This is a genomic window from Candidatus Bathyarchaeota archaeon, from assembly GCA_026014465.1.
Taxonomy (GTDB): Archaea; Thermoproteota; Bathyarchaeia; order Bathyarchaeales; family Bathycorpusculaceae; genus JADGNF01.
In genome coordinates this window covers 627,782-651,673 of sequence record JAOZID010000010.1, presented here as the reverse complement: position 1 = coordinate 651,673, position 23,892 = coordinate 627,782, and the positions used below count along the sequence as shown (strand labels likewise).

22 protein-coding genes, 1 tRNA gene and 1 pseudogene are annotated in these 23,892 nt (G+C 48.1%); 14 read left to right on the top strand and 10 right to left on the bottom strand.

Going from position 1 to position 23,892, the window contains the following annotated elements; all coding sequences use genetic code 11:
- Window positions 1-6 precede the first annotated feature (6 nt).
- Both modA and modB read left to right on the top strand, forming a co-directional pair.
- Window positions 7-897: a molybdate ABC transporter substrate-binding protein gene (modA, locus tag NWF04_05460; protein MCW4006027.1), complete on the top strand. Its 891-nt coding sequence runs from the start codon at window positions 7-9 to the stop codon at window positions 895-897.
- A 59-nt stretch (window positions 898-956) separates the two neighbouring features.
- On the top strand, window positions 957-1,778 hold the full coding sequence (modB, locus tag NWF04_05455) for a molybdate ABC transporter permease subunit (GenBank protein MCW4006026.1): 822 nt from the start codon (window positions 957-959) through the stop codon (window positions 1,776-1,778).
- Window positions 1,779-1,959: 181 nt separating this feature from the next.
- On the opposite strand, the gene NWF04_05450 is transcribed toward modB, so the two are convergent.
- The 3 genes from NWF04_05450 to NWF04_05440 all read right to left on the bottom strand — a co-directional run bounded on the left by NWF04_05450 (window position 1,960) and on the right by NWF04_05440 (window position 3,023).
- A complete protein-coding gene (locus tag NWF04_05450; GenBank protein ID MCW4006025.1) occupies window positions 1,960-2,364 on the bottom strand; it encodes a hypothetical protein in 405 nt (134 codons plus the stop codon).
- A complete protein-coding gene (locus NWF04_05445) occupies window positions 2,352-2,498 on the bottom strand; it encodes a hypothetical protein (GenBank protein MCW4006024.1) in 147 nt (48 codons plus the stop codon). Before NWF04_05445 ends, NWF04_05450 begins: the two co-directional genes overlap by 13 nt.
- 407 nt (window positions 2,499-2,905) lie before the next feature.
- Window positions 2,906-3,023 (bottom strand) — tRNA-Ser (locus NWF04_05440).
- 138 nt (window positions 3,024-3,161) lie between these two features.
- Here NWF04_05440 and NWF04_05435 point away from each other — a divergent pair.
- Window positions 3,162-3,929, top strand: coding sequence for a creatininase family protein (locus tag NWF04_05435; GenBank protein ID MCW4006023.1), 768 nt, complete (start codon window positions 3,162-3,164; stop codon window positions 3,927-3,929).
- 4 nt (window positions 3,930-3,933) lie between these two features.
- On the opposite strand, the gene NWF04_05430 is transcribed toward NWF04_05435, so the two are convergent.
- The 4 genes and pseudogenes from NWF04_05430 to NWF04_05415 form a co-directional block, all read right to left on the bottom strand.
- Window positions 3,934-4,983, bottom strand: coding sequence for a hypothetical protein (locus NWF04_05430; protein ID MCW4006022.1), 1,050 nt, complete (start codon window positions 4,981-4,983; stop codon window positions 3,934-3,936).
- Window positions 4,984-5,093: 110 nt separating this feature from the next.
- Window positions 5,094-5,711, bottom strand: coding sequence for a class I SAM-dependent methyltransferase (locus NWF04_05425; GenBank protein MCW4006021.1), 618 nt, complete (start codon window positions 5,709-5,711; stop codon window positions 5,094-5,096).
- Window positions 5,689-6,751, bottom strand: a pseudogene (locus tag NWF04_05420) (RNA-guided pseudouridylation complex pseudouridine synthase subunit Cbf5). Before NWF04_05420 ends, NWF04_05425 begins: the two are co-directional and overlap by 23 nt.
- Before the next feature lie 68 nt (window positions 6,752-6,819).
- Window positions 6,820-7,095, bottom strand: a complete 276-nt coding sequence (locus tag NWF04_05415) for a 50S ribosomal protein L14e (protein ID MCW4006020.1) — start codon at window positions 7,093-7,095, stop codon at window positions 6,820-6,822.
- Window positions 7,096-7,357: 262 nt separating this feature from the next.
- Here NWF04_05415 and glyS point away from each other — a divergent pair, with 262 nt between their 5' ends.
- From glyS to endA, 3 genes are all read left to right on the top strand, one after another.
- Window positions 7,358-9,130, top strand: coding sequence for a glycine--tRNA ligase (glyS, locus tag NWF04_05410; GenBank protein MCW4006019.1), 1,773 nt, complete (start codon window positions 7,358-7,360; stop codon window positions 9,128-9,130).
- Between the two features lie 78 nt (window positions 9,131-9,208).
- Window positions 9,209-9,868, top strand: coding sequence for a DUF47 family protein (locus NWF04_05405; protein ID MCW4006018.1), 660 nt, complete (start codon window positions 9,209-9,211; stop codon window positions 9,866-9,868).
- 16 nt (window positions 9,869-9,884) lie between these two features.
- Entirely contained in the window at window positions 9,885-10,439 is a 555-nt protein-coding gene (endA, locus tag NWF04_05400; protein ID MCW4006017.1) for a tRNA-intron lyase, read from the top strand.
- 10 nt (window positions 10,440-10,449) lie between these two features.
- Here the strand turns inward: endA and NWF04_05395 are convergent, their stop codons facing one another.
- On the bottom strand, window positions 10,450-11,745 hold the full coding sequence (locus NWF04_05395) for an NDP-sugar synthase (GenBank protein MCW4006016.1): 1,296 nt from the start codon (window positions 11,743-11,745) through the stop codon (window positions 10,450-10,452).
- Window positions 11,746-11,837: 92 nt separating this feature from the next.
- The gene (locus NWF04_05390; protein ID MCW4006015.1) at window positions 11,838-12,215 is read right to left on the bottom strand and encodes a YbaN family protein; all 378 of its coding nucleotides are present in this window, start codon (window positions 12,213-12,215) and stop codon (window positions 11,838-11,840) included.
- 187 nt (window positions 12,216-12,402) lie between these two features.
- Here NWF04_05390 and NWF04_05385 point away from each other — a divergent pair, with 187 nt between their 5' ends.
- The 4 genes from NWF04_05385 to NWF04_05370 all read left to right on the top strand — a co-directional run bounded on the left by NWF04_05385 (window position 12,403) and on the right by NWF04_05370 (window position 17,878).
- Window positions 12,403-13,251 (top strand): geranylgeranylglycerol-phosphate geranylgeranyltransferase, encoded by an 849-nt coding sequence (locus NWF04_05385; GenBank protein MCW4006014.1) that lies wholly within the window; start codon window positions 12,403-12,405, stop codon window positions 13,249-13,251.
- A 508-nt stretch (window positions 13,252-13,759) separates the two neighbouring features.
- Complete coding sequence (locus NWF04_05380; GenBank protein MCW4006013.1) at window positions 13,760-14,398, top strand: Snf7 family protein; 639 nt, start codon at window positions 13,760-13,762, stop codon at window positions 14,396-14,398.
- A 458-nt stretch (window positions 14,399-14,856) separates the two neighbouring features.
- Window positions 14,857-17,652, top strand: a complete 2,796-nt coding sequence (locus tag NWF04_05375; GenBank protein ID MCW4006012.1) for a collagen-like protein — start codon at window positions 14,857-14,859, stop codon at window positions 17,650-17,652.
- Entirely contained in the window at window positions 17,645-17,878 is a 234-nt protein-coding gene (locus NWF04_05370) for a hypothetical protein (protein ID MCW4006011.1), read from the top strand. The genes NWF04_05375 and NWF04_05370 overlap by 8 nt, the downstream gene beginning before the upstream one ends.
- A gap of 86 nt (window positions 17,879-17,964) precedes the next feature.
- Here NWF04_05370 and NWF04_05365 read toward each other — a convergent pair whose 3' ends face one another.
- Complete coding sequence (locus NWF04_05365; GenBank protein ID MCW4006010.1) at window positions 17,965-19,101, bottom strand: citrate synthase; 1,137 nt, start codon at window positions 19,099-19,101, stop codon at window positions 17,965-17,967.
- 369 nt (window positions 19,102-19,470) lie between these two features.
- Here NWF04_05365 and NWF04_05360 point away from each other — a divergent pair, with 369 nt between their 5' ends.
- The 4 genes from NWF04_05360 to NWF04_05345 all read left to right on the top strand — a co-directional run bounded on the left by NWF04_05360 (window position 19,471) and on the right by NWF04_05345 (window position 23,862).
- Entirely contained in the window at window positions 19,471-19,848 is a 378-nt protein-coding gene (locus tag NWF04_05360) for a hypothetical protein (GenBank protein MCW4006009.1), read from the top strand.
- 71 nt (window positions 19,849-19,919) lie between these two features.
- Complete coding sequence (locus tag NWF04_05355) at window positions 19,920-21,878, top strand: beta-propeller domain-containing protein (protein MCW4006008.1); 1,959 nt, start codon at window positions 19,920-19,922, stop codon at window positions 21,876-21,878.
- A 156-nt stretch (window positions 21,879-22,034) separates the two neighbouring features.
- Window positions 22,035-23,294, top strand: coding sequence for an MFS transporter (locus tag NWF04_05350; GenBank protein MCW4006007.1), 1,260 nt, complete (start codon window positions 22,035-22,037; stop codon window positions 23,292-23,294).
- 58 nt (window positions 23,295-23,352) lie between these two features.
- Window positions 23,353-23,862, top strand: a complete 510-nt coding sequence (locus NWF04_05345; GenBank protein MCW4006006.1) for a GNAT family N-acetyltransferase — start codon at window positions 23,353-23,355, stop codon at window positions 23,860-23,862.
- The last annotated feature ends 30 nt before the right edge of the window (window positions 23,863-23,892 follow it).

Sequence of the window (23,892 nt, the reverse complement as noted above, 5' to 3'; positions counted from 1 at the left end):
AGTAGAATGAACAAGAAGCATGTACTGATGTATTGCTGTTTGGCTGCGGCGGTGTTTGGGTTGAGCTTGTATGCGGGTTACGCGGATTTGCTTGCCGCACCTAGCCCTGAGGATTCGCCGACGGGGTCGTCTGAGCCTGAGTCTGCGGTGGAGCTGCGGGTTTTTGTTGCTGCCAGCTTGTTTAACATGGTTGAAGACGCCCGCGAAGACTTCGAAGCGAAGCATAACTGCAAAATAATCTTCAACTCCTGCAGTTCCAACAGCCTCTACCAGCAAATCCTCGCAGGCTCCCCTGGAGACGTCTACTTGTCTGCGCATTTCAAATGGACAAAGCAACTCTGCGAATCAGGCTACCTATACAACGACCAATACTACAACTTTACTACCAACACCCTAGCGGTGCTAACGCCTCAGGATAACCCCAAAAACATAACCAGCCTGCTTGACCTTGCCGCTCCAGACGTAAACATCGTCATAGCCGACACCGCCATCCCAGTAGGCACCTACACCAACACCACCCTAACAAAAATCGACTCCACCTGGGGCAACCAAAGCAGCCCCCAGTACCGCGGCGCAGAATGGGAAAACTACAAAGAACGCTTCCTATCCAACGTTGTCTCCTACGAAACCACCGTAGAAGCCGTAGTGGGCAAAGTCGCCCTCAACTTGGGCACCGTCGACGCAGGTATGGCTTTTATGTCTGATGCAGCTTACGCGGGGCTTTCAGGTTCGCAACTTCAAGTTATACAAGTACCCGCCGAAGTGAACACGCAGGGAACCTACGGCTTAGCAGTCATAGGCGGCACTGGCAAGCCTGATTTAGCCTCTGCGTACGTGGATTTCTGGCTCTCCAGCCAAGGACAAGAGCAACTGAAAAAGTTTGGATTTGGAACCTGATGACACAAACTCAACAGTTTGCCTGTTTGCCGTTTCGGTTATGACTTGGGGTGGCAAAGTTGAAGTTTCCTGTGGGTAGCCGCGTTTCAAACAAGCTGGTGCTGGTGGTTTCAGGCAGCCTCATCACAGCGTTTGTGCTGTTCATCGCCACGCCCATCGTCGCGGTTTTCCTGCGTATGGAACCTGCCCAAACCGTCGTGTACCTGCAAAACCCCGCCATACTCAACGCCCTCGCCTTGGGGCTTTTAACCTCCACCGCCGCAACCGCCGCCTCCTTTGTCTTTGCCATACCCACCGCGTACCTGCTCGCAAACCGCAAATTCCCTGGAAAAGCCGCAGTAGACACCCTCATGGACCTTCCCATTATCTTGCCTCCTGCCGTGGCGGGTGTAGCGTTGCTGTTAGCGTTTGCGCCCAAAGGACTGCTAGGACCCGCATTCACCAGTTTGGGCATAACATTGCCAGGCAGCACCGTAGCAGTTATCATGGCGCAGACGTTTGTTGCGTCGCCGCTGGTTTTGCGTGCAGCCAAAAACGCGTTCGAAAACGTAGACCCCAACATAGTCAACAGCGCCAAAATCTTAACCGACTCACGCCTGCGGGTCTTCTTCACGGTTACGTTGCCTTTGTCGATTCGCCAAATCACCTCGGGTCTTATGATGACTTGGGCGCGTTCCATGGGCGAATTCGGAGCCACCCTAATGTTCGCGGGCAACCTGCCCGGCATAACCCAGACGATGCCGTTGGCGATTTACTTGTTCTTGGCACAGGAACCCTTCGCAGCCATCGTGCTCTCAGCGATAATGATTGGGCTCTCGTTTAGCATACTCGTAGGCGTCAAAGTGTTAGAGCAAAAAAAGTATGGTGAAAAAAATGATTAGACTCGAATCTGTGACGAAGTCGTTTGGTGGACATGCGGTTTTGCAAGATTTGACTTTGGATGTGGGGGCACAGGAGGTTTTTTCGTTACTTGGACCAAATGGTTGTGGAAAAACAACGACGCTCAACGTTATTTCTGGGCTGCACCGACCTGACACAGGCAACATCTACATTGACGACACCTTAGTCTACGGGCAAGCCAACGGAAAAACGGTGTGTCTTTCTCCGTGTGAACGTAAAATCGGCTATGTCTTCCAGACGGCGGCGCTGTTTCCCCACATGAAAGTAAAGGATAATGTGGCGTATGGTTTGAAGGCGCAGCGGCTTTCCCAATCCGACGTTGTGGCTAAGACGCGTTCGCTTTTGGAGTTTGTGGGCATGACCGAGTATGCGGGGCATTTTCCGCATCAGATTAGTGGGGGGCAAAAGCAGCGGGTTGCTTTGGCGCGGTCGTTGGCTACTGACCCTGAGGTGCTGTTGTTGGATGAGCCATTGTGCGCGGTGGATGCGAAGCTGCGTGAGTCGCTGCGGCTTGAATTCAAGAACCTGCTGCGTAAACTCAAAATCACCGCCGTCTACGTCACCCACGACCTAACTGAGGCGCTTATCATGTCGCATCGGGTCGCAGTCATGGGCAACGGCTGCATCGAGCAGGTAGGCAACCGCGACGATTTACTGAGCAAACCCGCCTCGCGATACGTCGCCGAATTCATGGGACTCAACGTCTACACCGCTCAATTCATCCACCAACCCCACCGTACCCTGCTTGACATCAATGGCATCCAAATCCCCGCCCCTGGACTTGGCGGCTTAGACGAGAAAACCTTGCTTGTTACTCTCAAGCCTGAAGATGTTATCCTTGCATCAGAGCCCTGCCATAGCAAACCCCACCATCACGGCTGCACATGCACAGTCCTCACCGGAACCGTCACAGAAATCACCCTCATGCGCTCCATAGCCCTTGTCACCGTAGACGTAGGCTTTCCCATACGCTCCAAACTCACCCTAAGCTCACTGGGCGACCTGGGACTACTCGAAGGCGAAAGCGTCTACGCAAAATTCAAAATCACCGCGCTCAACATATCCCCAAAAACCCACCACTCAAAACAGCAAAACATGAAACGGAAAGTGGCGCCGGGAGAGGGATTCGAACCCCCGCGGCCCAAGGGGCCACAAGCTGATTGGTGCTTCACCTGAAGATGAATGCATCTCCAGGCTTGCTCCCTACCTGGCTAGGAGACCCCGGCACAACTGCTTTTCTGTACATGATAGCTGAGCGTTTATTATAGTTTTTTCACGCAACTTAAAGCTTTGCGGCTTCTATTGGCGGGTGAAGCGTTTTATTAGCGTGGATGCGGTATGGGGTATGGATTTAGGTGAATGTTATGGTTGAATCTGGCAAGTCTGCTGTTGGGAAGCGTGTTTGGTTTGACGAGTTGAGTACTTTTGAGGCGAAAGAAGCCGCGGCTGCTGGTGTAGTGGTTATTTTTCCGTTGGGCAGCGTGGAGGAGCATGGGGCGCATTTGCCGCTTTGCACAGACAGCATACAAGCCGAACACGTAGCCGTGGAAGTTGCCAAACAAACTGGGTGCCTAGTTTTGCCGCCTATACGCTACGGCATCTGCAATGCAGGACGCAACTTTACAGGAACGCTTTCCATCGAATTTGACACGCTTTACTGTCTTGCACGCGACATACTCTCCGAACTAATACGCAACGGCTTTAACCGCATAATCGTCATGAGCGGACACGCAGGCTCCACCCACATGACCGCGCTTAGAATGGCAGCGCAAAAAGTCCTAACCCAACCTCACAACAACAAACGCAAAACCCGCATTATGGTGCTCTCGGATTTTGATTTCGCATTTGAACTAAACGAGCAATGCAAAATACCCCCCAACGATGGGCACGCTGGCGATGTGGAAACCTCCCGAGTCATGGACATCAAAGCAGACTTGGTCAAAGCCAAAGGCTTAGCGTGCTTTCCTGACATGCCCCGATTCGAAGTCGTCTCTGACCCCGAAAAATACTTCCCCAGCGGCGTCATGGGCGACCCCACAGAAGCCTCCAAAGAAAAAGGCGAAACCATAAACAAGTACACCATAGAGCAGGTCGCAAAACTAGTTGAAGACCTCGCAGGCGACAGTGCGTAGCGGTTTAGATGCGGCTTTTTCTGTACAAATAAACGCCTATGACCACGGCTGCGGCTGCCACGACCACTACGGCGAGGTATATTTCATTTGGGGGGTCGCCTGTTGAGGCGTGCACGAATATGGCTTGGGGTTCGTGGCTGTAGACTTCGCCTGTGTCTGCCCAGAGCATGACGTTGTATGCGTAGATTCCTTCTTGACTTGTTTCGGTGAACTCAGCAGTGACTAGCCATCGCGGATACATCATGGTGTCGTTGCTTCGCAGAGCCCCTGTGTCGGTGGCGTAGTCGAAGGTTGCTTTAATGCTTTGGATTTGCCTGTTGTTTGTTTGGGCGTAATCGGTGTAGTAGGGTTTTGCGATGGTGATGGCTTGCTCTTCGGTTATGGTGGCGTTAGCGGTGGCTAGGCTGTAGATTGCCAGCTCGTCAGTAAAGCTACTGAGTATGCCTGTTTTTGAAACCGACAAAGTGAGTTCTAATTGTTGTATGCGAGAAGCAGCATCGGTTTTTAGCCACTGCAACTGCAGAGCTTGGCTGTCTTGGGTTTGTGGTTGAATGTTTAGTTGGGTGCTTTTGGTGTTGATGGTCGCGTTTGCGGCGGGTACGTTTTGGGGTATCATCTGGCTAAAGCCTTCACAGTAGGCGGCGTTAAAACAGGTTTGGTAGCGTTCTATTGCTTGTCTAGCTATGTTTAGGGATTCTTCGACGCTGACTTGGATAGTTTGGCTTGTGCTTGAGGGCAACGAAGAATAAAAAGAGTAAACTGAAATCCGCCCGTCCACAAGCTTTAACTCAAGGCTAAATAGTTCCTCGCCCCGCACCAACTGGGCGTTTATGCTTGTTTGCTCAATAGACGAATCCAAAACCTCACAAGTAGAAACATCAAAACCGCTAATACGGTACTCGTTCAAATCAATACCTGCAACCTGCGTCAAAAACGTGGCAACCTGAAACTCATCCTCATAATCCAACGACGCACCCAAAACCGACGAGGACGAAAGCAAAAAAACCGCTACAAACAAAAAACAACAAACCAGCAGGCACTTAACTTTGCTCACGGATTCACCGCCCCCTACACACAGCTAAATTATGCACTAAACCTATTTCAAGCTTCACTTAACCCCATATTAAACATACAACCAGCAGCGCAAACCTGCAAAACCAACATTTACAGGCAATTCTTTGCCATCAACACGCGGTAGCCGCTTTTGATAGCCAGCACCTCGACGTTGCCAAATGCCTGCATGAAGGTTTCGGGAAGGGTTTTTTTGCCGATTTTGGAACGCACAACCATTTGCAAGGTAGCATTGGGGTTCATAACGGCGGGGGCTTGCAGTATGATGGTTTGTACGGTTTCCATGCCTGCGCTTACGGGCGGGTTTGAAAGCACGCAGTCAAAGTGTTGGTCTTGGACGGGCGCGTAGAGGTTGCCGTGTTTGGCTTTTACGTTGCGGACGTGGTTTTTCTGCGCGTTTTGCCTTGCTAGTTGGACGGCGCGTTGGTTGATGTCGGTTAGAACTACTTGCAGGTCAGAGTTGAGTTTTGCAGCGGTTATGCCTATGGCTCCGTATCCGCATCCGACATCAAGGACGGTTCCTGTTTGGGGGAGCTGCATATTTTCTATGAAGATGCGGGTGCCTGCGTCGATTTGCCTTGTGCTAAAAACGCCTGAAGCCGTCAAAAACTCGAAAGGTATACCTCGCAGGGTGGTTTGGATTATGCCGTACCGCGCGGGGGCGGTGGGTTGCTCGGTGTAGTAGTGTTCAACGCGGCTTTTTTTGCTCATCCGCTGTGACCCCCTTCCAGACTTTGGGGTACGTGCCGCGAGGCATCAAAACACGTTCTAACGTGGCAACTGTGCCGTGGTTGGCGTTCATGATTTCTTCGCTGACCAGTTTGGCTTTGGCTAAAGCTACGGCTTCGCCTTTTAACGTGAAAATCGCGACGACGTCGTCTTTGGCTATGCCGTCTTGAACCTTTAGCACTCCAGGCGCGCCCAAGTTGGCTCCGTGGCACAATGCGTCAACCGCGGAGTCCCTAACAAATAGTTTAGGCAAAAGTTCCAAGGCGTTCTCCATGGGTTCTATGAAGCTGCGCAGGTGTTTGGGGTCTTGGGTTTGTTGCCACTCATTAAAGTAGTAAGCCACATCGTGCAGGCTTACATGGGTTTTGCTATCCTCGCTAAAGGGTCCCGCACGAGAACGACGCAGTTCCTGCATGTGCCCGCCCACACCAAGGATTTCGCCTACGTCGTAGCAGAGTTTTCGGATGTAGGTGCCGCCTTCGCATGCGACGCGGAAGAGCACGTTTCTGCCATTCATTTCTATGAAGTCGTTGTAGTAAATTCGGCGGGTGCGGACTTGGCGTTTAACGGAACTGCGCAGGGGTGGACGCTGATAAATCTCGTCTTCAAACTCTTTGAGCACAATGCGGACTTTGCTTTCAGCAACATCGCCATGGAGTTTCATAACGCAGATGTATTCTTTGCCGCTGTACAGTAGTGCCTGTACAATCTTCGTAGAGTCCCCTATGGTTACGGGCAAAACCCCTGTCACTTTGGGATGTCCCTGACGTAGCCCGCTTGTGTGGCTATGTCTCTAGGGTCCCGCCGTGACCGATGACGGTTAACTGCAAGAGTTTTTTTGTCCACGCGGCGACCTCGTGGCTGGTGGGTCCAGCGGGTTTGTTGAGGTTTATTACGCCGTGGTTGATGTACTCTTGCGGGGGGCGCATGTGGGGGGCGTGTCCATATTTGTGGTCGGTGGTGTCCTCGTTTTTCACCAGCAGTTCATGTTTCTTTTCCCAGGGGGGAAGAGTTCGGGGCATAAGCTGTTTGGTTCTCCTTTGAGTGTGAAAAAAGAATTGCAGGGAAATATAAAAGTTAATTTGGGCGGTTAAGGTTTTGCTGGCTGCTGCATTTCTTGGGTTTTACCAGCGGCTTCCAAGACTTGTGCAACGTCCTCGTCAGAAGCGCCCTTCTTGATGTCAACTTTGTCCTCAAAGATGGTTATGTGATTCACGTTAACACGTCTACGCTTAACGCCAGTAACCTTCTTAGGACCAGTCACAACAACAAAGCTTTTGTCCATAACATCAACAATCACGCACTTCTTACCAGCCTCACGGCCAAGCGACTTCGCACAAATCCTACCAACTTCAACTGCGGGCATCCTACTAAGTCTCCTAAATCAAACAAATAATAAAAAAACCAAGCGCATATTTAAGCATAACATACACCAACCACCAAACAACAAAACCACAACCCAACCCACACCAACCTATAGGATGCTAATTTTAATTGCATGCAGAAACCATAGGGGGAGGGGGGGGGTCTTTTGGCTGTGTGGTGGGTTTGTTTTGGTGGGTTTTGTGTTGGGGGTTAGTAAGCTTTAATTTCTTAGGGGTTGTTAAGCTTAAAAAGGGTCGTATTAGATGAGCGATGAAGTCAAGTGTGACAAGTCTGTGTGTGATAAGTTTACGGCAATTAACGAGTTAGCCCGGCGCAGGGGCTTTTTTTGGAATTCTTACGAGATTTACGGTGGCGTTGGCGGTTTTGTAGCGTATGGTCCTTTGGGGACGCGCCTAAAACAGAATATTGAGAATAAGTTGCGGGAGCTTTTTGTTAAGCAGACGGGCATTATGGAGATGGAGTCTTCTGTTATTACGCCTGGGAAAGTGTTTGAGGCGTCAGGTCACGTTGACCACTTCAAAGAGCCCATGGTGGAATGTGTCAAATGCAATAAACGCTTCCGCGCCGACCATCTGCTACTGGAGTTCGCTAACATATCCTGCACTGAAGCTGAAAAAATGACGCTTCAAGAAGTTCAGCAAGCCATCGAAACAAACGCGATAACCTGCCCCGACTGCGGCGGAACCTTCGGCTCTCCCCAGCAGTTCTTAACCATGTTCATAACTACGATTGGACCTTACTCAGGTGCCACAGGCTACGGACGACCCGAAGCCGCCCAAAGCATCTTTGTTGAGTTCAACAGGCTCTACGCAGCCGCCCGCGAAAAACTGCCCTTTGGAGTCATACAAATCGGGCACGCCCTGCGAAACGAAATCTCGCCGCGCCAAGGCTTGATTAGGTTGCGTGAATTCACGATTTGCGATTTGGAGTTCTTTTTTGACCCTGAAGAACCCTGCTGCCCGCTGCTTTGCGATGTGCAAGATGAGGTTTTGCCTATCCTGCTAGGAGAAGCGCGGCTAAAAGAAAGTGAAGAAACCGTTCTGGTTACGGTTCGTCAGGCTTTGGAGCAAAAAATCGTGCTCTCCGAGTGGCAGGCGTTCTTTATGGCTATGGCAAAACGGCTCCTAACCCAAATTGGCGTACCCCAAGAAAAGCAGCGTTTCATCGAAAAACTGCCTTGGGAAAAAGCGCACTATTCCAGCCAAAGCTTTGACCAAGAAGTCTTGCTGGAACGTTGGGGCTGGACCGAAGTTTCAGGACACGCCTACCGCACCGACTTCGATTTAAACTGCCACACAAAAGCCAGCGGCGCCGACATGCGTGTCTTCAAAGAATACCCAACACCCATCGAAACCGAGCAGTTCGTAGCAAAACCCGTAATGGCAAAGCTTGGACCCGCCTTCAAAAAAGAAGCAGGAAAAGTCGGTGAACTGCTGTTCAAAGCAGACCCCGCAACGGTTGAGGCGGCGCTCAAAAACGATGGTTTCTACATGGCGGGCGACTATAAGGTGTTGCCTGAGCACGTGGAAATTGTCAAGCAAAAAGTGTTGGTGCGTGGGAAACGTTTTGTTCCTCATGTGGTGGAGCCCAGTTTTGGTTCTGACCGCCTGTTTTATGTTGCCTTGGAGTACGCGTATGGCATGAAGGATGATCGTGTTGTGATGAGTTTTCCGCGGGGTATTGCGCCTGTGCAGTTGGGTATTTACCCTTTGATGAGCAAGGACGGCTTAGACAAGAAAGCAGTGGAGCTTCAAAGACAGCTAACTCAGGAGGGTTTCTCAGCTGAACTGGATGAAACTGGTTCGATTGGCAGACGCTATGCGCGCGCTGACGAAGCAGGCATACCCTTGGGCATAACCGTGGACTACCAAACCCTCAAGGAAGGCACCGTAACCATTCGTTGCCGTGACTCTTGGCAGCAAGTCCGAAGCAGAATCGAAGATTTGCCTGAACTCTTACACAAGTACTTCCAAAACAAGATAGTTTTCGAAGATTTAGGGACTTTATTGGAGTGACGAGTAGTTAGCTTTTTTAATCTACCTATGCACTACAAGTTGCAGAAATCAACGAAAATATTGGATGGGAAATAGGATTTGGTACTTCCAGCGGAAACAGAACAACGTGTTAAGCGCAAGGCGTTAAGTGCTTGTCAGGATAATTTACGCAAGGTGTTGGAGGTCACCAGAAAAATCCCCCAGATGGTTGATCACTTCGCCAGCGGCGACAAAGAAAGCGCTAGGCAACTGTTTAGCGAAATCAAAAAAGGCGAAGAAGAAGTCATCACCGCAAGGCAAATGGTGTCAACCGAGCTTGCTGAAATCGGCGCCATACTCATAAGCCGCGAAGACTTTTTGCGTTTCACCAATTTAACCAGCGAAATCGCAGACTTCTCCGAGGGTATAGCGTTTTACCTGTTGCAGATACTTGAGCATAAATGGAATGTTCCCGTGGAAATCAAAGCGGATTTGCAGGGTCTTGCAGACGCGGTTTTGGATGCGGTGCTTAAGCTTAGGGAAACCATGATGGTTCTAACGTATGGTTCCTTGAAGACTTTGGAGAAAGCTAAGGACGTGGAGATTGCAGAGCGCGTGGTGGATGATAAGTACCGTGATTTAGCTATCAAGGTTCTTAGCAGCAAGATGGATTTGCCTGCTATGTTTTTGATGAAAGATGTGCTTCAGTTAATGGAGAACTCGGCAGATAAAGCCGAAGACGCCGCTGACGCCGTGCGGGTGCTCTCCTTTATCATGTGAGAAGTGAAAAGCCTTCATGTCCCAGAAAATCCCTGTAGAGTTGCTTGAAAACTTTCTGGTCGTCTGGGACTCCACACAAGGCTCCCAACTCTACAAAAACGGCTACTACGGCAAACCCATCGGCATAGCCAAACCCAAAATCCCCGAATTCTCCGTCCCCCTAATTTTAGATTTGATGGAAGGCGTCTACCTCACCGAAAAAAACCTCATAACCGTCTATGAGGACTCCGAAAAAAAGGTCACCCTAAAAAAACTCAAACAAAAAGCCAAACAACTCTACGACGAATTCGACCAAAAATACGTCGTCTACCAAGACCTAAGAGACAGCGGCTTAATCGTAACCCCCGGCATCAAATTCGGCTGCGACTTCGCCGTCTACAAATACGGCCCAGGCATAGAACACGCGCCCTACATGGTTTCTGTCAAAACCCCCGGCTCAGACATATCCGCCACTGAAATTGTCAAAGCAGGCAGATTAGCAACTACCGTCCGTAAACGGTTCATTATTGCGGTGCCCGGGTTGGGTGAAGAAAAAGTGAAGTATCTGATTTTTAAGTGGTTTAAAGCGTAGCGTTTGCGGTTTAGACACTCATTATTATTTGCTCAGTGAATTCGCCGCGTACTTTTTGGTGAGGATATATTTTTGAGGCTGTTACGGTGCTGCCTTCTGCTATGATGATGTCATCAGAGATTACTGATATTTGGCTTACTTTCGTGGGGTTTTGGGTGGTTGACTGTATGGTGGTATGTCTGCCGATTATGCTGTCTCGGACTTCAGCTTTTTCTCCTATAGTGGCGCGGTCCATGATGGCTGAGTTCTCTATTGTTGTGCATTTGCCGATTTTAGTGTAATTGTCAATGCATGAGTTGGATATTCGTACGCCATCTTCTATTTGGCAGTGTCTGCCTATGAGAACGGCGCCTTCGATTTCGATTTTTCCTTCTCTGATTTTTTGTACGATTAGTTGCCTGCGTTTTTCGGCTTCGCCGCTTTCTCCTTGGACCCAGATGTTTTTGTCAGGGCTGATTCTGCCTCCAAAATCCTTAAGCATGCTAAAGCCTCCGTGCAACAGTTTCTTCATGGCTTCCAAATAATTCTTAGGAGTGCCCACGTCAAACCAGCTTCCCTTCAAGGTGTAACCGTACACGGGGCGGTTGGTTTTTGTCATGTACGGGATAAAGTCGTAGCCAAAGTCTAATCGGTTTTTGGTTTCCACTATGTCTTGGACGCCTTTTTCTCTAAAGATTTTTTTGACTTCGGGGGAAACCACGTATAAGCCTGTGTTAGCTAAGTTGCTGGGTGCATCTTTGGGCATGGGTTTTTCTACGAAACGGCAGATGCGGCTGTTCTTGTCTATATCCGCTATCCCCAAACCTTCCACGTTATCGACTTCACGAAGCACAATGGTCATCGCGGCGCCCTTGTCACGGTGGAACTGGATGAGCTCTTGCACGTTTATGTCAAAAATATTATCGCCCTGAACTGCAAAAACGGGGCTGTCAATGCTGTAGTAATCCATGTTTATCCTTGCAGAATCCGCGCTGCCCACGTCGTCAACGTTTGGTTGATACTTGATGTGAATGCGGGGTTCGATGTTATATCGGGCACTAAACCCTATGCCTGACTCAAAATAATCATACACGTCACGGTAGTTAGTGTAACCTTTTACGCCGAAAATGAAGTTGCGTACGCCCTGATTGGCAAGCTGCAAAAGCGAAAACTCTACCAAAGGCCTGTTGAGGAGTCGAAGGCAGGCTTTGCTGGTTTCTGCAGTCATAGGTAAGAGTCGGGTGGCTTTTCCGCCTATAGGAATTATCACGCGGATTTTATCAGGGCTATAGTTGTCCCCAGCTAACGTGGCATGACCTTTCTCCAAAAGAATTCACCGTGAATGTTACTACTCATGTGCGGCATGTATTAAACCTTCCAATACTGCCTTCTGCAAAATTTTCTGTGCAAAAAGGTGTTTCAAACGTGTGAGATGCCTTTTTTGAACGTGGGTAACCGTATGATGTGGGTGCTGACGCCTACTGCTATAACCAGCAAGACCAACTGTATTGCCAAGACCTGCGTAACAAAAAACGCCGAGTAAACTATGGTAACCCACAGAAGCGTTACTGCTCCAATCTTGGTTTTCATGGGGATGCCTTTGCCTTCGCGGTAGTTTTTGATGTACTCTCCAAACCACCTGTTGTTGAGTAGCCATTTGTAGAGCCGTGGGGAACTGCGAACATAACAAGCCGCAGCAAGAAGCAACAAAGGTGTAGTGGGCAAAATAGGCAAGAATATGCCAACGGTTCCTATTACCAAGCAGATAGTCCCGGCAATAATTAACAAAACCCTTATCGCCTGACTCTTCTTAGATGCATTACTGCTGTTTACCATACCACTTTAAAAAAAGCCTACAGCCGCCTTAAAACGTTACGCTATCTTACATACCGCTTATCCAAACCCCCCTCTACAGAGGGCTTGGCGTGGTGAATCTTTATAGCCTGAAGCTTTAACATAGAAGATAACAGCGCAGGTTTAGGGCATGAACAAAACAAGCGGCTTTGTACATTTGATGCGTCCAGTCAACTGTGCAATGATGGGCTTTGCAGTCTTCGTCGGCGCACTCTTAGCGAGCCCCCAACAACTACAAGGCAACTACCTAAACATCACTTTCGGTTTTTGTACAGGTTTTCTGCTTTGCGCCGCCGCCATGACCATAAACGACTACTACGACCGCAAAATCGACGCCATCAACGAACCCCAACGTCCCATCCCCAGCGGCACCATCACCCCAAACCAAGCCCTCCTGTTCGTCGGAATCTTATCAGCCACAGGGTTTGCTTTCTCTTTGCTTGTAAGCCTGCTATGCTTTGCCGTCGCCGCCGCCTCCCTGCTAATCACCGCCACATACCTTACCGTGGGAAAACGAAGCGGCTTGCCAGGCAACTTTTTGGTCAGCGCATGCGTAGCCATACCCTTCATCTACGGCAGCGTAACCGTCGTAGGCACCGTAGGCCTCAACGTCTTGTTCTTTGCATCCTTGGCGTTTTTGTCTAACACGGGCAGGGAAATAACCAAAGGCATCGTAGACGTAAAAGGCGACGCCGCCGAAAACGTAAAAACCTTAGCCGTTCGCTACGGAGAAAAAACCGCTGCCCTCACCGCCGCCCTGTTCTACGTTTCTGCAGTGGCTTTGACACCTGTTACGTGGCTGTTAGGCTTGGTTTCGGTCTGGTTTGTGCCCTTCGTGCTTGTAACCGACATTGGACTTGTAGCCTGCGCCGCCCTACTCATCAAAGACCCCACACGCGAAAAAGCCCGTGCCATCAAAAAAACCGTCCTCATGCTATTCGTAACGGGTTTGCTGGCATACATTGTTGGTGCTCTGTAGCGGGAAAATATTTTAGGTTTTGTTTCCGTCTGAAGTTTTCGGCTGCGGTTTCTTGCCTCTTAAAGCAGGCAGCAACTTAGGGAAATCTGTCAAGAATCACAGCTCTTTAAAGTACTGCGTAATCGAGTTGTTGACGGGAAAATGTGGTGTGTGTCAATATAGAGCATGTTGTGGCGTTTGTCGTGTTAGGGCGTTTTCAACAAAGGAAGCCATTTAGACGAGAAGCCATGCTATACATATCAGCTGCAGACTGCCAAGCTTTAGCCGTAAAGCTAAATACAACGGATGCGTAGTTTGTTTCCTGCAGCCTAGTGTGACAAACGGAAAAGAACGCATCGGATGGTTTATGTATGTTTTTGTCTATTATGCCATGCTTTTGATGCGTAGGTTTGGGTTTATTTGTATTGTTTATGGCTGTTTTTGAGGCTATGTATATCTGTGCATGTTTTGGGTATGTTACGAAGGCATAAGTATTCTTTGTGGTGAAGGATATGTCGAGGATATTAACATGTCAGAACGCTTTACCAAAAGGTGGGAAAGCAAAAAAAGCAAAGTAAAATATGAGGGTCCTAAAGGACCACAGCCTTTGCACCTAAAGCCCCGCTTAGAACAAGCAGTAAAACGCATGGAACTGCAAATCAGTAAACTTGAACAAACCAGTGGACGCTTCAGCCAAAAAGACAAAGCGCTCTTCTCAAAAATCGTAGACTCCTACACCAAACACGACACCGCCCGCGCCAACATCTACGCCACCGAACTAGCCGAAATCCGCAAAATGAATCAAACCGTCATAAACGCCAGACTCGCTCTAGACCAAGTTGTACTTCGAATGAAAACCGTAACCGAATTAGGTGACATAGTAACCACCCTTGGACCCGTAATAGGCATCCTACGCTCCGTCAACGGCGGCATCGGCGGCGTCTTGCCCGAAGCTGAAAACGAACTCTGCGACATAGGAAACATGCTCAGCGGCATCATGTTCGACGCAGGCACAAACACAGAAATGGGCCTCAACTTCAGCGCCAACAACGAAGAAGCCACACAAATCCTATCCGAAGCAGCCACCATAGCCGAACAAAGAGTCAACGCAAACTTCCCCGACCTCCCCTCAGGACTAACCAGCAACCCCGACAAAACAAAAACCTAAAACCAACCCCCTCTCTTTCCTTTTCAATTCTCCCTCTACTTTTCTTCCAAACCACCCCCGTTAACTGCATCCACATTTTGAAAACACAATCTCAAGCCCTGCCTTGACATACCCAATATAGGTTTTTGCATTGAGTCACTAAATAGAGTCCAAATGTAAACGTTTAATCAACTGCCTGACAGTTTTGGTTTCTGATGTGAATTCTTGCTTGAGGCTTTATCGTTTAATTCGAGTTATTCTGTATATATTTTTTAAAAATGTATTTTATTGGCTGAAATTATTTAAATTTTGCCAATGTCTTGGCTTGTTTGTTGATCAATATGCTTGAAAACAATTTAGCTGCATATAGTTTAAAGAATTTTAACAACTTCCCAACTGTAAAATCTGAATTTGAGACCGCTATAACTTCAATTAAATCAAATCCCGCCAAAACAAATGCTTTTGGAGGCTGTGCATAAATGACCTTAATTTTTCCTACAAGCAATCCGCCAGAAGGCTTCGAAACCAATGACTTCAGTGCATGGGACGGAGTTCCTGCTTGCAGTCCAGTCGAAGCGGTTATTAACGTTGTTGCCACTTCCAATCACCACGGTTCTTATTCTTTGCATGCTTCTGTTCCAGATCTGTCTGCTTTCACTCAGGCGCGAATCAAAAAAGACATCCCCGATTCTAGTGAACTTTATGCGCGTATCTACGTCAAAGTGAATTCCCATGACTTGAAAAACAACAACGACCGTGGCTATTTCATAGGATTCGTGGGCGTAACGGATTTTGTTGCTTGGGCAGGTTGGAAAAATGTTGCTGGAACTTTGAAATGGCAGTTAATGGCAAGAGACGTAACTAACCATCCAAGTGATTATTCTGAGGCTTCGCCAGTAGTTGGGTTGTGGTATTGTGTTGAGTTGTACTGGAAAAAGGGAAATCCTGGGCATGCTCAACTCTATGTTAACGGCGTGAAAGTTGCTGAGATAAACACAGGAGACATGACTGCTTTTGGAGATGTAAATAGCGTATACGTTGGACTGCCTGAAGCTTATCGGGGTATTGATGTGAATATTGACTGCGTTGCGGTGGCTGACAGCTATATTGGTCCTGAGCAAGACCCCCAAACGTTGCTACAGGCTGATGCAAAAGCACTTAACAATGAAGACCTGCTTGGAGCCGTCTATGGTTACAACCAAGGCAAATACGCCCCAACTGGTTTTATCAACTTAGACGACGGCTATCTAAAAATCAAAGACAACGTTTCTGAATACGCTTCATACTTGTTCCTTGTCAGAAGCACCGATAACTGCAACGAACCATTGCTGGTAACCGACCGCGGATACATAGTGAAAAAAGACATCCAAGCAGGCGGTTTTCTGGGAAGCAGCCAAGGACAGCTATCTTTGGGCAGCGGACTAACCTCACAAGTAGATTACCCAACCATCAAACTATTCCATTCCGAAATATCTCGATTAGACGGCAACAGTCATTTCAATATATCACCTGTCCCCGGTGGAGTGGGCGGACACGCTGGTGTAGCTGGAATAACATATCCAAGCACCCCTGGTCCAGATCAAAAATACTTCCTGCATACAAATGACAACCAACTTTACCACTACAATGACGTTTCATGGGACGAAGTTGCTCAATCAAGTGGTATGTATTTCTTGGATCTGTCTACAAAAGACAAATACGGTTACAATGGCAGTTCATGGGTCCAAAGCAGCCCTGTAGCTGACGAATACTTCCTTAGACAAGATGCGAATAACCAATACAACCTGTTACTCCAATACGTGTCTAGCAATTGGATAGACTGCACATCCGACAGCAGCAACCAGCTTTACCGCCGCACCGACTTAGGTCAACTCTGGAAATCAACCTCTGGCTCTGGAACATGGACTTGGGCAAGTATTGGTACAATCGAAGACTTTGCTGGAACCTTTGATACCCTTCACTTAGTTAAAGCCGATGGCTCTTCACCTGCGCACATGAAGCTTGGAACTGTAAATTGCGATTTAATTGCTTATAATGACGGAGATACGCAGCTTGCTAGAACTGGCGCGAACGAGTTGAGCATATTTGCGGGTGACGGTTCAACTTACGGCAATTTGAAACTTGGAGACTTGGATGTTACAGCTAACACTATTTTAAACGGACCAGTAAACTTTGCCGGCTCCACACCAACAAACGGTTATGTTTTAACCGCAAAAGGTGCAGGAAACACGCCAATGTGGGAGGCGCTGAATGCAAACCAAATAACAGCAGGCACTATAGATGAATCACGGCTTCCACATCAATACACATCGGATATGACCTTCAGCAATGTTACCCTTGTAGGCACAAACCTCTTCATAGACAACGGAGCTGTACGGCTAATTGGATCCACCCCAAGCGGCATTTCAACGTTAACTGTGAAAGACGCGGATGGGCTGCTCGCCAATATTACCGCATCCAGTTTAGTGTTTGATCACCTAAAAACCAGCACAGAAACCTACATCCCACAAGTTGGTGCAAATTGCAACATAATCTTCCCGTTATCGGCATACACAATCCTGGGTGCAAGTGAAGCCTTCGCCAACCCAAGCGTACAAATGACGCCCTATCCGCTATACGCAGTTAACACACAATACCTCTTCATTGATACAATAAACCCCAAATACGGAGCCTCAACAGTAAACATCGGCGGCACGTTAACCCTCCCAAATAATGGTACATTATCTTATGACGGAATAAACCTAAAACTCAACGGAAATATCATAGGTGCGCAAGGTCCTCAAGGGCCAATGGGTCCTACTGGTGCAACAGGACCTCAGGGTCCAGCTGGGCAAGATGGTGAAGATGGTGTAATAACTGGGACCTACAGCGGAAACCTTAACCTTGCTGGATATACACTTTGGGCTACAACCGGGAATTTTGGGTATCTATGGGGCACTCAGGTTAATTATCATGAGTTGATTCCATATGATACATTTGATGACCTGCAAGTTGCTAAGAGCTACAAAATCATAAATATGAACGGTAAAAATGTTATAGATGTCGAAAGCATGCAACATCTTACATCTTCGGTTAGAGATGGCTATTGGGATGGCGGTAAGGTGCAAGGATTTTTGCTGGGGTGTGCAAAGCAAACCGCATTGAAGTTTGATGATACAGAAGCTAAGTTCAAGGCAGTACTAGAGCAAAATGATAAGCTGGAACAGAGGGTCAACGCCTTACAAGTGGTAGTTAATCGTCTAGCAGAAAAACATGGTGGCAATAATTATGACTGAAAACACAGAGAAACAGAATGTGCCGCAGCAGGGTATGGCTTTGCCGCAGGAAGTTCTGCAGCAGAGCAGTTTGTTAAACGCCCGCATAACTAATGCTAACCTTGCAAACGCTGACCTGATAAAAGAAATAAGCACTGCCTTTAGGACAATGGCTGCAATTATCGTTAACCTGCAAGAAGAGAATGCCAAACTAAAACAGAAAGCAAAAAACTGCGACAAACCCTAAGTCACTTTGCCCTAAAGCACCCTCTCTTTCCTTCTTTCTTTTTCTTCTTTTGAAAAAGGGTTAAGGAGTGTGTTTAGTATTTGGTTTTATTTTCTTTTTTCTATGGGTGTGAATGGTTTTCCGTAGATGCCTGTGTAGTTGGAGGTGGGTCGTATGAGGACTGCTTCTGAGTATTGTTCGAGTATGTGGGCGCTCCAGCCTGCGGTTCTGCTTGCGGCGAAGAAGGGTGTGAAGAATTCTTTTTGGACGCCTAGTGCGTGGAGGACTAGGGCTGCGTAGAAGTCGACGTTGGGGTAGATTTTTTTCTCGCGGTGTACGGTGGCTTGGATTTTTTTGCATTTTTGGTATAGTTCCATTCTGTCTTCGCGTTCGCATAGGGCTTTGCCGATTTTTTTGAGGTGACGTGAGCGGGGGTCTTCTGCTGTGTAGATGCGGTGTCCAAAGCCCATTATGCGTTTTCGGTCAAATATCATGCCTCGGATGTATTCTTCGACTTCTTCGAGGCAGGGGGCTTCGGAGAGCATGTGCATGACTTTTTCGCTTGCGCCGCCGTGTAGTCTTCCTTTAAGCGTGCCAACTGCTGAGGTTACAGCGGAGTACATGTCTGAGAAGGTGCTAGCGGTTACGCGCGCCGCAAACGTGGATGCATTCAAGCCGTGGTCAGCATGCAAAATCAAGTAACGCTCCATGGCGTCTTTTTCTTCGGGGGTGCAGCATTTTCCACGGAATAAATACAAAAAGTTCTCAGAGAAACCATAGTCAGGTTTTGGGTCCATGATTTCTTTTTGGTTTCGGGTTCTGTTGAATGCTGCTACGATGGTGGGTACTTTGGCTATTAGTCTAAGTGCCCTTTTTTTGTTTGCTTCTTCGGTTTCGTTGTCTCTTTCGGGGTCGTAAGATGCAAGGTGGGATACTTCAGTGCGTAGTACGTCCATGGGGTGTGCTTGTGGGGGTGTGCATTGTATGCTGTCTTGTACTGCGGTTGGCAGGTTCATTTCTGCACGTAAATCCGCTTTGATTTGTTCAAGTTCTTTTGCGTTAGGTAGTTTGTCATTAAGCAGTAGATGTACAACTTCTTCATAACATACGTGACCTACTAAGTCGTCAATGTTGTATCCTGCATAATATAGTGAACCCATAGGATGCACAAAGCTGATACGAGTTTCCGCAGCAGCAACATCTCGAAGACCTCTGATGTAAACCTTATTTCCATTAGTTCCCATTTTCAGTTACTGTCCCTTTCTCTTTATAGTCCAGTTAACACAGTTAATGCGATAATTCGCAAAACATATTCTTCTGTATAGCTAATAAACCTAACAGAAATAAAAACCTGTTTCGACAGATAAAACCTTCGATACGCAGGTTTGATGATGGCTGTATTTGTTATGATATGAGCTGCTACGTGGTGGGCAAGGTCGGCTTTGTGGTGCTGCTTGGTGCTTGTTTCGTGTTTTAGGTGCTGTTCTAATAATTGGTCTTATATTGTGCATGTTCTGAGAGTATAGGTTAAGTGAGTCTTCGCTATGAATCCGCAATCAGATACAGAGCTTGAGTATTCCCTTCGGGGTAAAGCGTGGAAGGTTTACTGGCATATGCTTCGAAGCAATTGTCCTCAAAGCGTGCGTGAAGTCCAACGTGCCCTGCATTTTAGCAGCCCCAGCGTAGCCCATCACCATCTTGAACAACTTCGCGATTTGGGGTTGGTTCAAAAACAGGAAATCGGCGGGCACTACGTTCTTGTCGGCGAAGTTAAAATCGGCGTGCTAAAGCATTACGTGAAACTTGGCACACTTTTGTTTCCAAGGTACTTCTTCTACGCCGCTTTTTCAACGACGTTTTACGTGGCTTTTTTGCTGTTTTTCATGCAAGGCTTCACTCAAGAGAGTCTTTTCATGATCTCTTTTGGCGCAGTCGTATGCGCAGTCTTCTGGTACGAGGCACTACGCGTGTGGTCCATGCGCCCGTACTAAAAAATGGAACAAGCCGTTCTCAGGCTTAGTATAAAATAAAATCAAAATCATGTATAGGAACAGGTGAAAAAATGGTTCAAAAAGAAATAAGGAAAAAAACGCCGATTTATGGCTTAGTCGGAATACTTTCAGCCATAATACTGCTTACCGCCATATACGCCTACGGTCCAACATCGCTCGCTCCAGTTTCCTCAACAGGCGACGACAACACTATCCCGCCCGCCGCTTCATTATCCGCTAATGAAGCTTCTCCAATTCAGGTGTTTTCTTCATATGACGAACTTAACAGCTTTTTATCCAACACTAACGCTCCAAAGGATGTACGAGGTACAGGTGCCCCCGTGCCCGAGCCCGCTTTTACTGATGCTACTAGTACGTTAGGTACATTTTCAGGTGATGGCGCATCGATTCAACTTGAGTATTCTGGAACAAACATTCAAGTTGCCGGCGTCGACGAAGCTGACAGCATAAAAACTGACGGTCAATACCTCTACGTTTTAGCTGAGAACACCGTGTACATTCTTGATGCAGGCGCAGTTGACCCCCAAAACGCCCAAATAATAGCCAAAATCCCCTCGGATAACACCACAAATCTTCAAGGCATCTACTTAAGCCAAGACGGTAACAAACTCGCAGTGATAGGCAGTCACTATGCCACTTTTAATTACGAGAACCCCATACCCCTAAAAGAAGAGTACTCCTTGATTGCTCCGCCCTACTGGAACAGCGGTGTAAGCTTTGTTGAAGTCTACGACGTTTCAGTCAAAACCGCTCCAACGTTGTCACGAAACTTTACTCTTAGCGGCAACTACTTTAGCTCAAGAATGATTGGCGACTACGTCTACTTCATAGTGACCGAATACGCCACCCTCAAAGATGGCACCGCAAACTTGCCCACTGTTTTCCGTGAAAGCTCTGCATCCAACATTGAGCCCGCACAAATCTTCTATGTCCCTGACACTGACAGTTCATACACTTACACCACTATCGTTAGCCTAAACATCATGGACGATGCCCAAAACCCCCGTGAAACAACCGTTATGATGGGCGGCGCCAGCACCATGTATGTCTCTACCGAAAACATCTACATTACATATCCTAACTGGAACGGAGAAACCCAAGACACCAGCATCTACAGAATCAGCATAAACGAGGGCGCCTTGAATTTTGAAGCTCAGGGTTCAGTTGTGGGTTACCCCATCAACCAGTACGCCATGGACGAATACAACGGCTACTTTAGAATTGCCACCACCACATGGTTCCAAGACAACGCAACAACAAGCGACGGAGCAGTCTTCAAAGTCAGCCGCCAAATGAACAGCATATACGTGCTGGACATGAACCTGAACATAGTCGGCAAACTTGAAGGCTTCAAGATGGACGAAAGCCTCTACTCAGCCAGATTCATGGGCGACAAATGCTACATCGTAACCTTCAAACAAATTGACCCATTCTTCGTCATAGACCTAAGCAACCCCACCGCACCCGTTATTGCTGGTGAACTAAAGATTCCAGGCTACTCCAGCTACCTGCACCCAATGGATGAAAACCACCTCATCGGTTTAGGCAAAGAAAACAGCACCCTCAAGCTTTCCCTATTTGACGTCTCAAACGTTAACGCCCCCGTTGAAGTTGCAAAATACATGGTTGACGCAGACTACTCTGACTCTAGCGCCCTCTACGACCCCCACGCATTCTTGTATGACGCCGAAAAACAAATGCTTGTAATCCCAGTCTCCACCAACCAGTACCTGCTTCGCGCTATAGATTCCTCAACTGCTCCTGAAAGCTGGCAAGGCGCATACGTCTTCCACGTAGATGCAACCACTGGCTTTACCGTGAGCGGAACCGTAACCCAAGTAGACGACACTGCCCCCACCCAAAACGATGATTACTACTGGAGAAGCAGTAACCTGTGGATAACCAGAGCAATGTACATCGACAACACTCTCTACACGTTCTCCAACAGCAGAGTACAGCTAAACAGCCTAACCGACTTTAGCCTACTCTCAGCCGTCAACCTCGACTAAACGGGAAAAACCTTCCCCTTCCTTTTTTGTTCATTCAAAACAACTTTTTTTAGAAAAGCTTTCACTGCCCGTGGTACCTGCTGGTTTTATTTGGTTCTGACTCTGCATCCTGCACAGCTTTAATTTAAATACTGGTTCGTCGCTGGTGTTGTTGAAATGGGGCTTTCCAAACGGCTATTCAAGGATTCCTTCCTGTCTGGCAACTATTTACTCTTAATTGTAACTTGGATTTTGATGTTCTCCACGCAGTCCATACCCTTAACCTACTCCAGCTTGTACTTCGTAAACCTGAACGGAACCCCATTTTTGCTCTCTGTCATGTTCTTCATCTCCTCCTTAATTATCGCGTTTGTGCAAATCCCCGGAGGATACCTCACCGACAAGAACGGTAGAAAATGGCTAATAGCCACCATGTCTTTTGGCTGGGCTATCGGTTACCTGTTTTTCGTTTTTGCGCCTTCATGGCATTTCATAGTCATAGGCATAGCCATCCAGAGCTTTTGCATGATGTACATGCCCGCGTTAACCGCTATGATGCTGGATTCCCTAAAACCTAATCAACGCGGTTTAGGCTTTAACTTCCAAGCCATAATCCTAGCCGTAATCACCCTTCCCGCCCCACTCATAGCCGCAGCCTTAGTCCTGGTAAACGGCGAATACGTTGTCCCACAATCTAACCACGGCATGCGCATCGCTTACGCCATTGTTTTGGTAGCGTATTTGGTTGCTGCAACTTTGCGGCTAAAACTAAAAGAGACCCTGCCAGACTGCGACAGCATCGGACGCCCCCAAGTTCTGCAGGCATTCAAGAAGTACCCGCAAATTATACGGGAAAGCTGGGCAGTATGGGGCAAAGTCCCAAAATCCGCCCTCTACATCTTCCTAACCAACTTGGGCATCAACGGGCTGGTTGCAAGCTGCCAAATCTATTTTGTCCTGTACGTAACTGAGCATCTGGGGCTTTCCGCGTTTGACTACTCCTTAGCCATGACCATAATGAATCTAAGCCTCGTGTTACCTGCGCTTTTGGCAGGTCTAAAAATTGACGGCATAGGCAGAAAACGCTTCCTCGTTTTAGGGTACGCACTGCATGTTCCCGCGATGCTGCTGTTTGTGGTTTCTGATTTCTACTTGCTTTTGGTTGCCTTTTTCCTGTTTGGGCTTGGCAACATGCTACGGTTTAACACTTCTCAAATTATGCTAGGCGACGTTATCCCCCGAGCGCTACGAGGAAAAGCCTTAGGCTTCCAGCAGTTCTTCCTCTCACTCACACAAGCCTTCATCTACCTCCTAATAGGCTACCTGTACTCCTACATCGAACCCTCCCTCCCCTTCCTCCTACTCGCCATAGCCGCCATACCCATAGGCCTAATAGCCGCCTTCAAAATCCACGAACAAGAACACAAGGAAATCTAAACCCGCCACAGCCACTGTTTATAGCCGACAACCCCCAACTAGAAACAGAGGCAAAACCATGAACGCGATTACTCAGACCAACATCGAAGGCTTAACCCTTAGGTTCGCCCAAGAACGCGACCTTGACACCGTATTTGCCATGATACAGGAGCTGGCACAGTACGAAAACCTCTCAGACCAGCTAACCGCCACGCCCCAACTCATACACGACGCCCTATTCAAACGCCAAGCCGTAGAAGCAGTAATCGCAGAATACCACGGCGAACCCGTCGGCTACGCCCTGTTCTTCCACAACTTTTCCAGCTTCGCAGGACACCTTGGACTCTACATCGAAGACCTCTACGTCAAACCCAAAGCACGCAACAAAGGCTTTGGCAAAACCATATTCGCCTTCTTAGCAAAACTCGCCTCCGAGCGATGTTGCAAACGGCTAGACTGGGCGGTCTTGAACTGGAACACGCCCTCCATAGCGTTCTACAAAAATTTGGGCGCTAAGGCGGTGGATGAGTGGCTGCTCTACCGTTTGGACGGGGCAGCGTTGGATAGGCTTGCTCGGGGTTGGGTTTAACGGTTTGGTATCGATAGGGTTTTAGGTTTG

Bases quoted from the DNA above. Each gene is read 5' to 3' on its own strand.
- modA (MCW4006027.1), top strand. From the start codon at position 7: ATGAACAAGAAGCATGTACTGATGTATTGCTGTTTGGCTGCGGCGGTG.
- NWF04_05435 (MCW4006023.1), top strand. From the start codon at position 3,162: ATGGTTGAATCTGGCAAGTCTGCTGTTGGGAAGCGTGTTTGGTTTGAC.
- NWF04_05425 (MCW4006021.1), bottom strand. From the start codon at position 5,711: ATGAGCAAAAAAAGCCGCGTTGAACACTACTACACCGAGCAACCCACC.
- NWF04_05415 (MCW4006020.1), bottom strand. From the start codon at position 7,095: ATGCCCGCAGTTGAAGTTGGTAGGATTTGTGCGAAGTCGCTTGGCCGT.
- glyS (MCW4006019.1), top strand. From the start codon at position 7,358: ATGAGCGATGAAGTCAAGTGTGACAAGTCTGTGTGTGATAAGTTTACG.
- endA (MCW4006017.1), top strand. From the start codon at position 9,885: ATGTCCCAGAAAATCCCTGTAGAGTTGCTTGAAAACTTTCTGGTCGTC.
- NWF04_05385 (MCW4006014.1), top strand. From the start codon at position 12,403: ATGAACAAAACAAGCGGCTTTGTACATTTGATGCGTCCAGTCAACTGT.
- NWF04_05380 (MCW4006013.1), top strand. From the start codon at position 13,760: ATGTCAGAACGCTTTACCAAAAGGTGGGAAAGCAAAAAAAGCAAAGTA.
- NWF04_05375 (MCW4006012.1), top strand. From the start codon at position 14,857: ATGACCTTAATTTTTCCTACAAGCAATCCGCCAGAAGGCTTCGAAACC.
- NWF04_05370 (MCW4006011.1), top strand. From the start codon at position 17,645: ATGACTGAAAACACAGAGAAACAGAATGTGCCGCAGCAGGGTATGGCT.
- NWF04_05365 (MCW4006010.1), bottom strand. From the start codon at position 19,101: ATGGGAACTAATGGAAATAAGGTTTACATCAGAGGTCTTCGAGATGTT.
- NWF04_05360 (MCW4006009.1), top strand. From the start codon at position 19,471: ATGCTTCGAAGCAATTGTCCTCAAAGCGTGCGTGAAGTCCAACGTGCC.
- NWF04_05355 (MCW4006008.1), top strand. From the start codon at position 19,920: ATGGTTCAAAAAGAAATAAGGAAAAAAACGCCGATTTATGGCTTAGTC.
- NWF04_05350 (MCW4006007.1), top strand. From the start codon at position 22,035: ATGGGGCTTTCCAAACGGCTATTCAAGGATTCCTTCCTGTCTGGCAAC.
- NWF04_05345 (MCW4006006.1), top strand. From the start codon at position 23,353: ATGAACGCGATTACTCAGACCAACATCGAAGGCTTAACCCTTAGGTTC.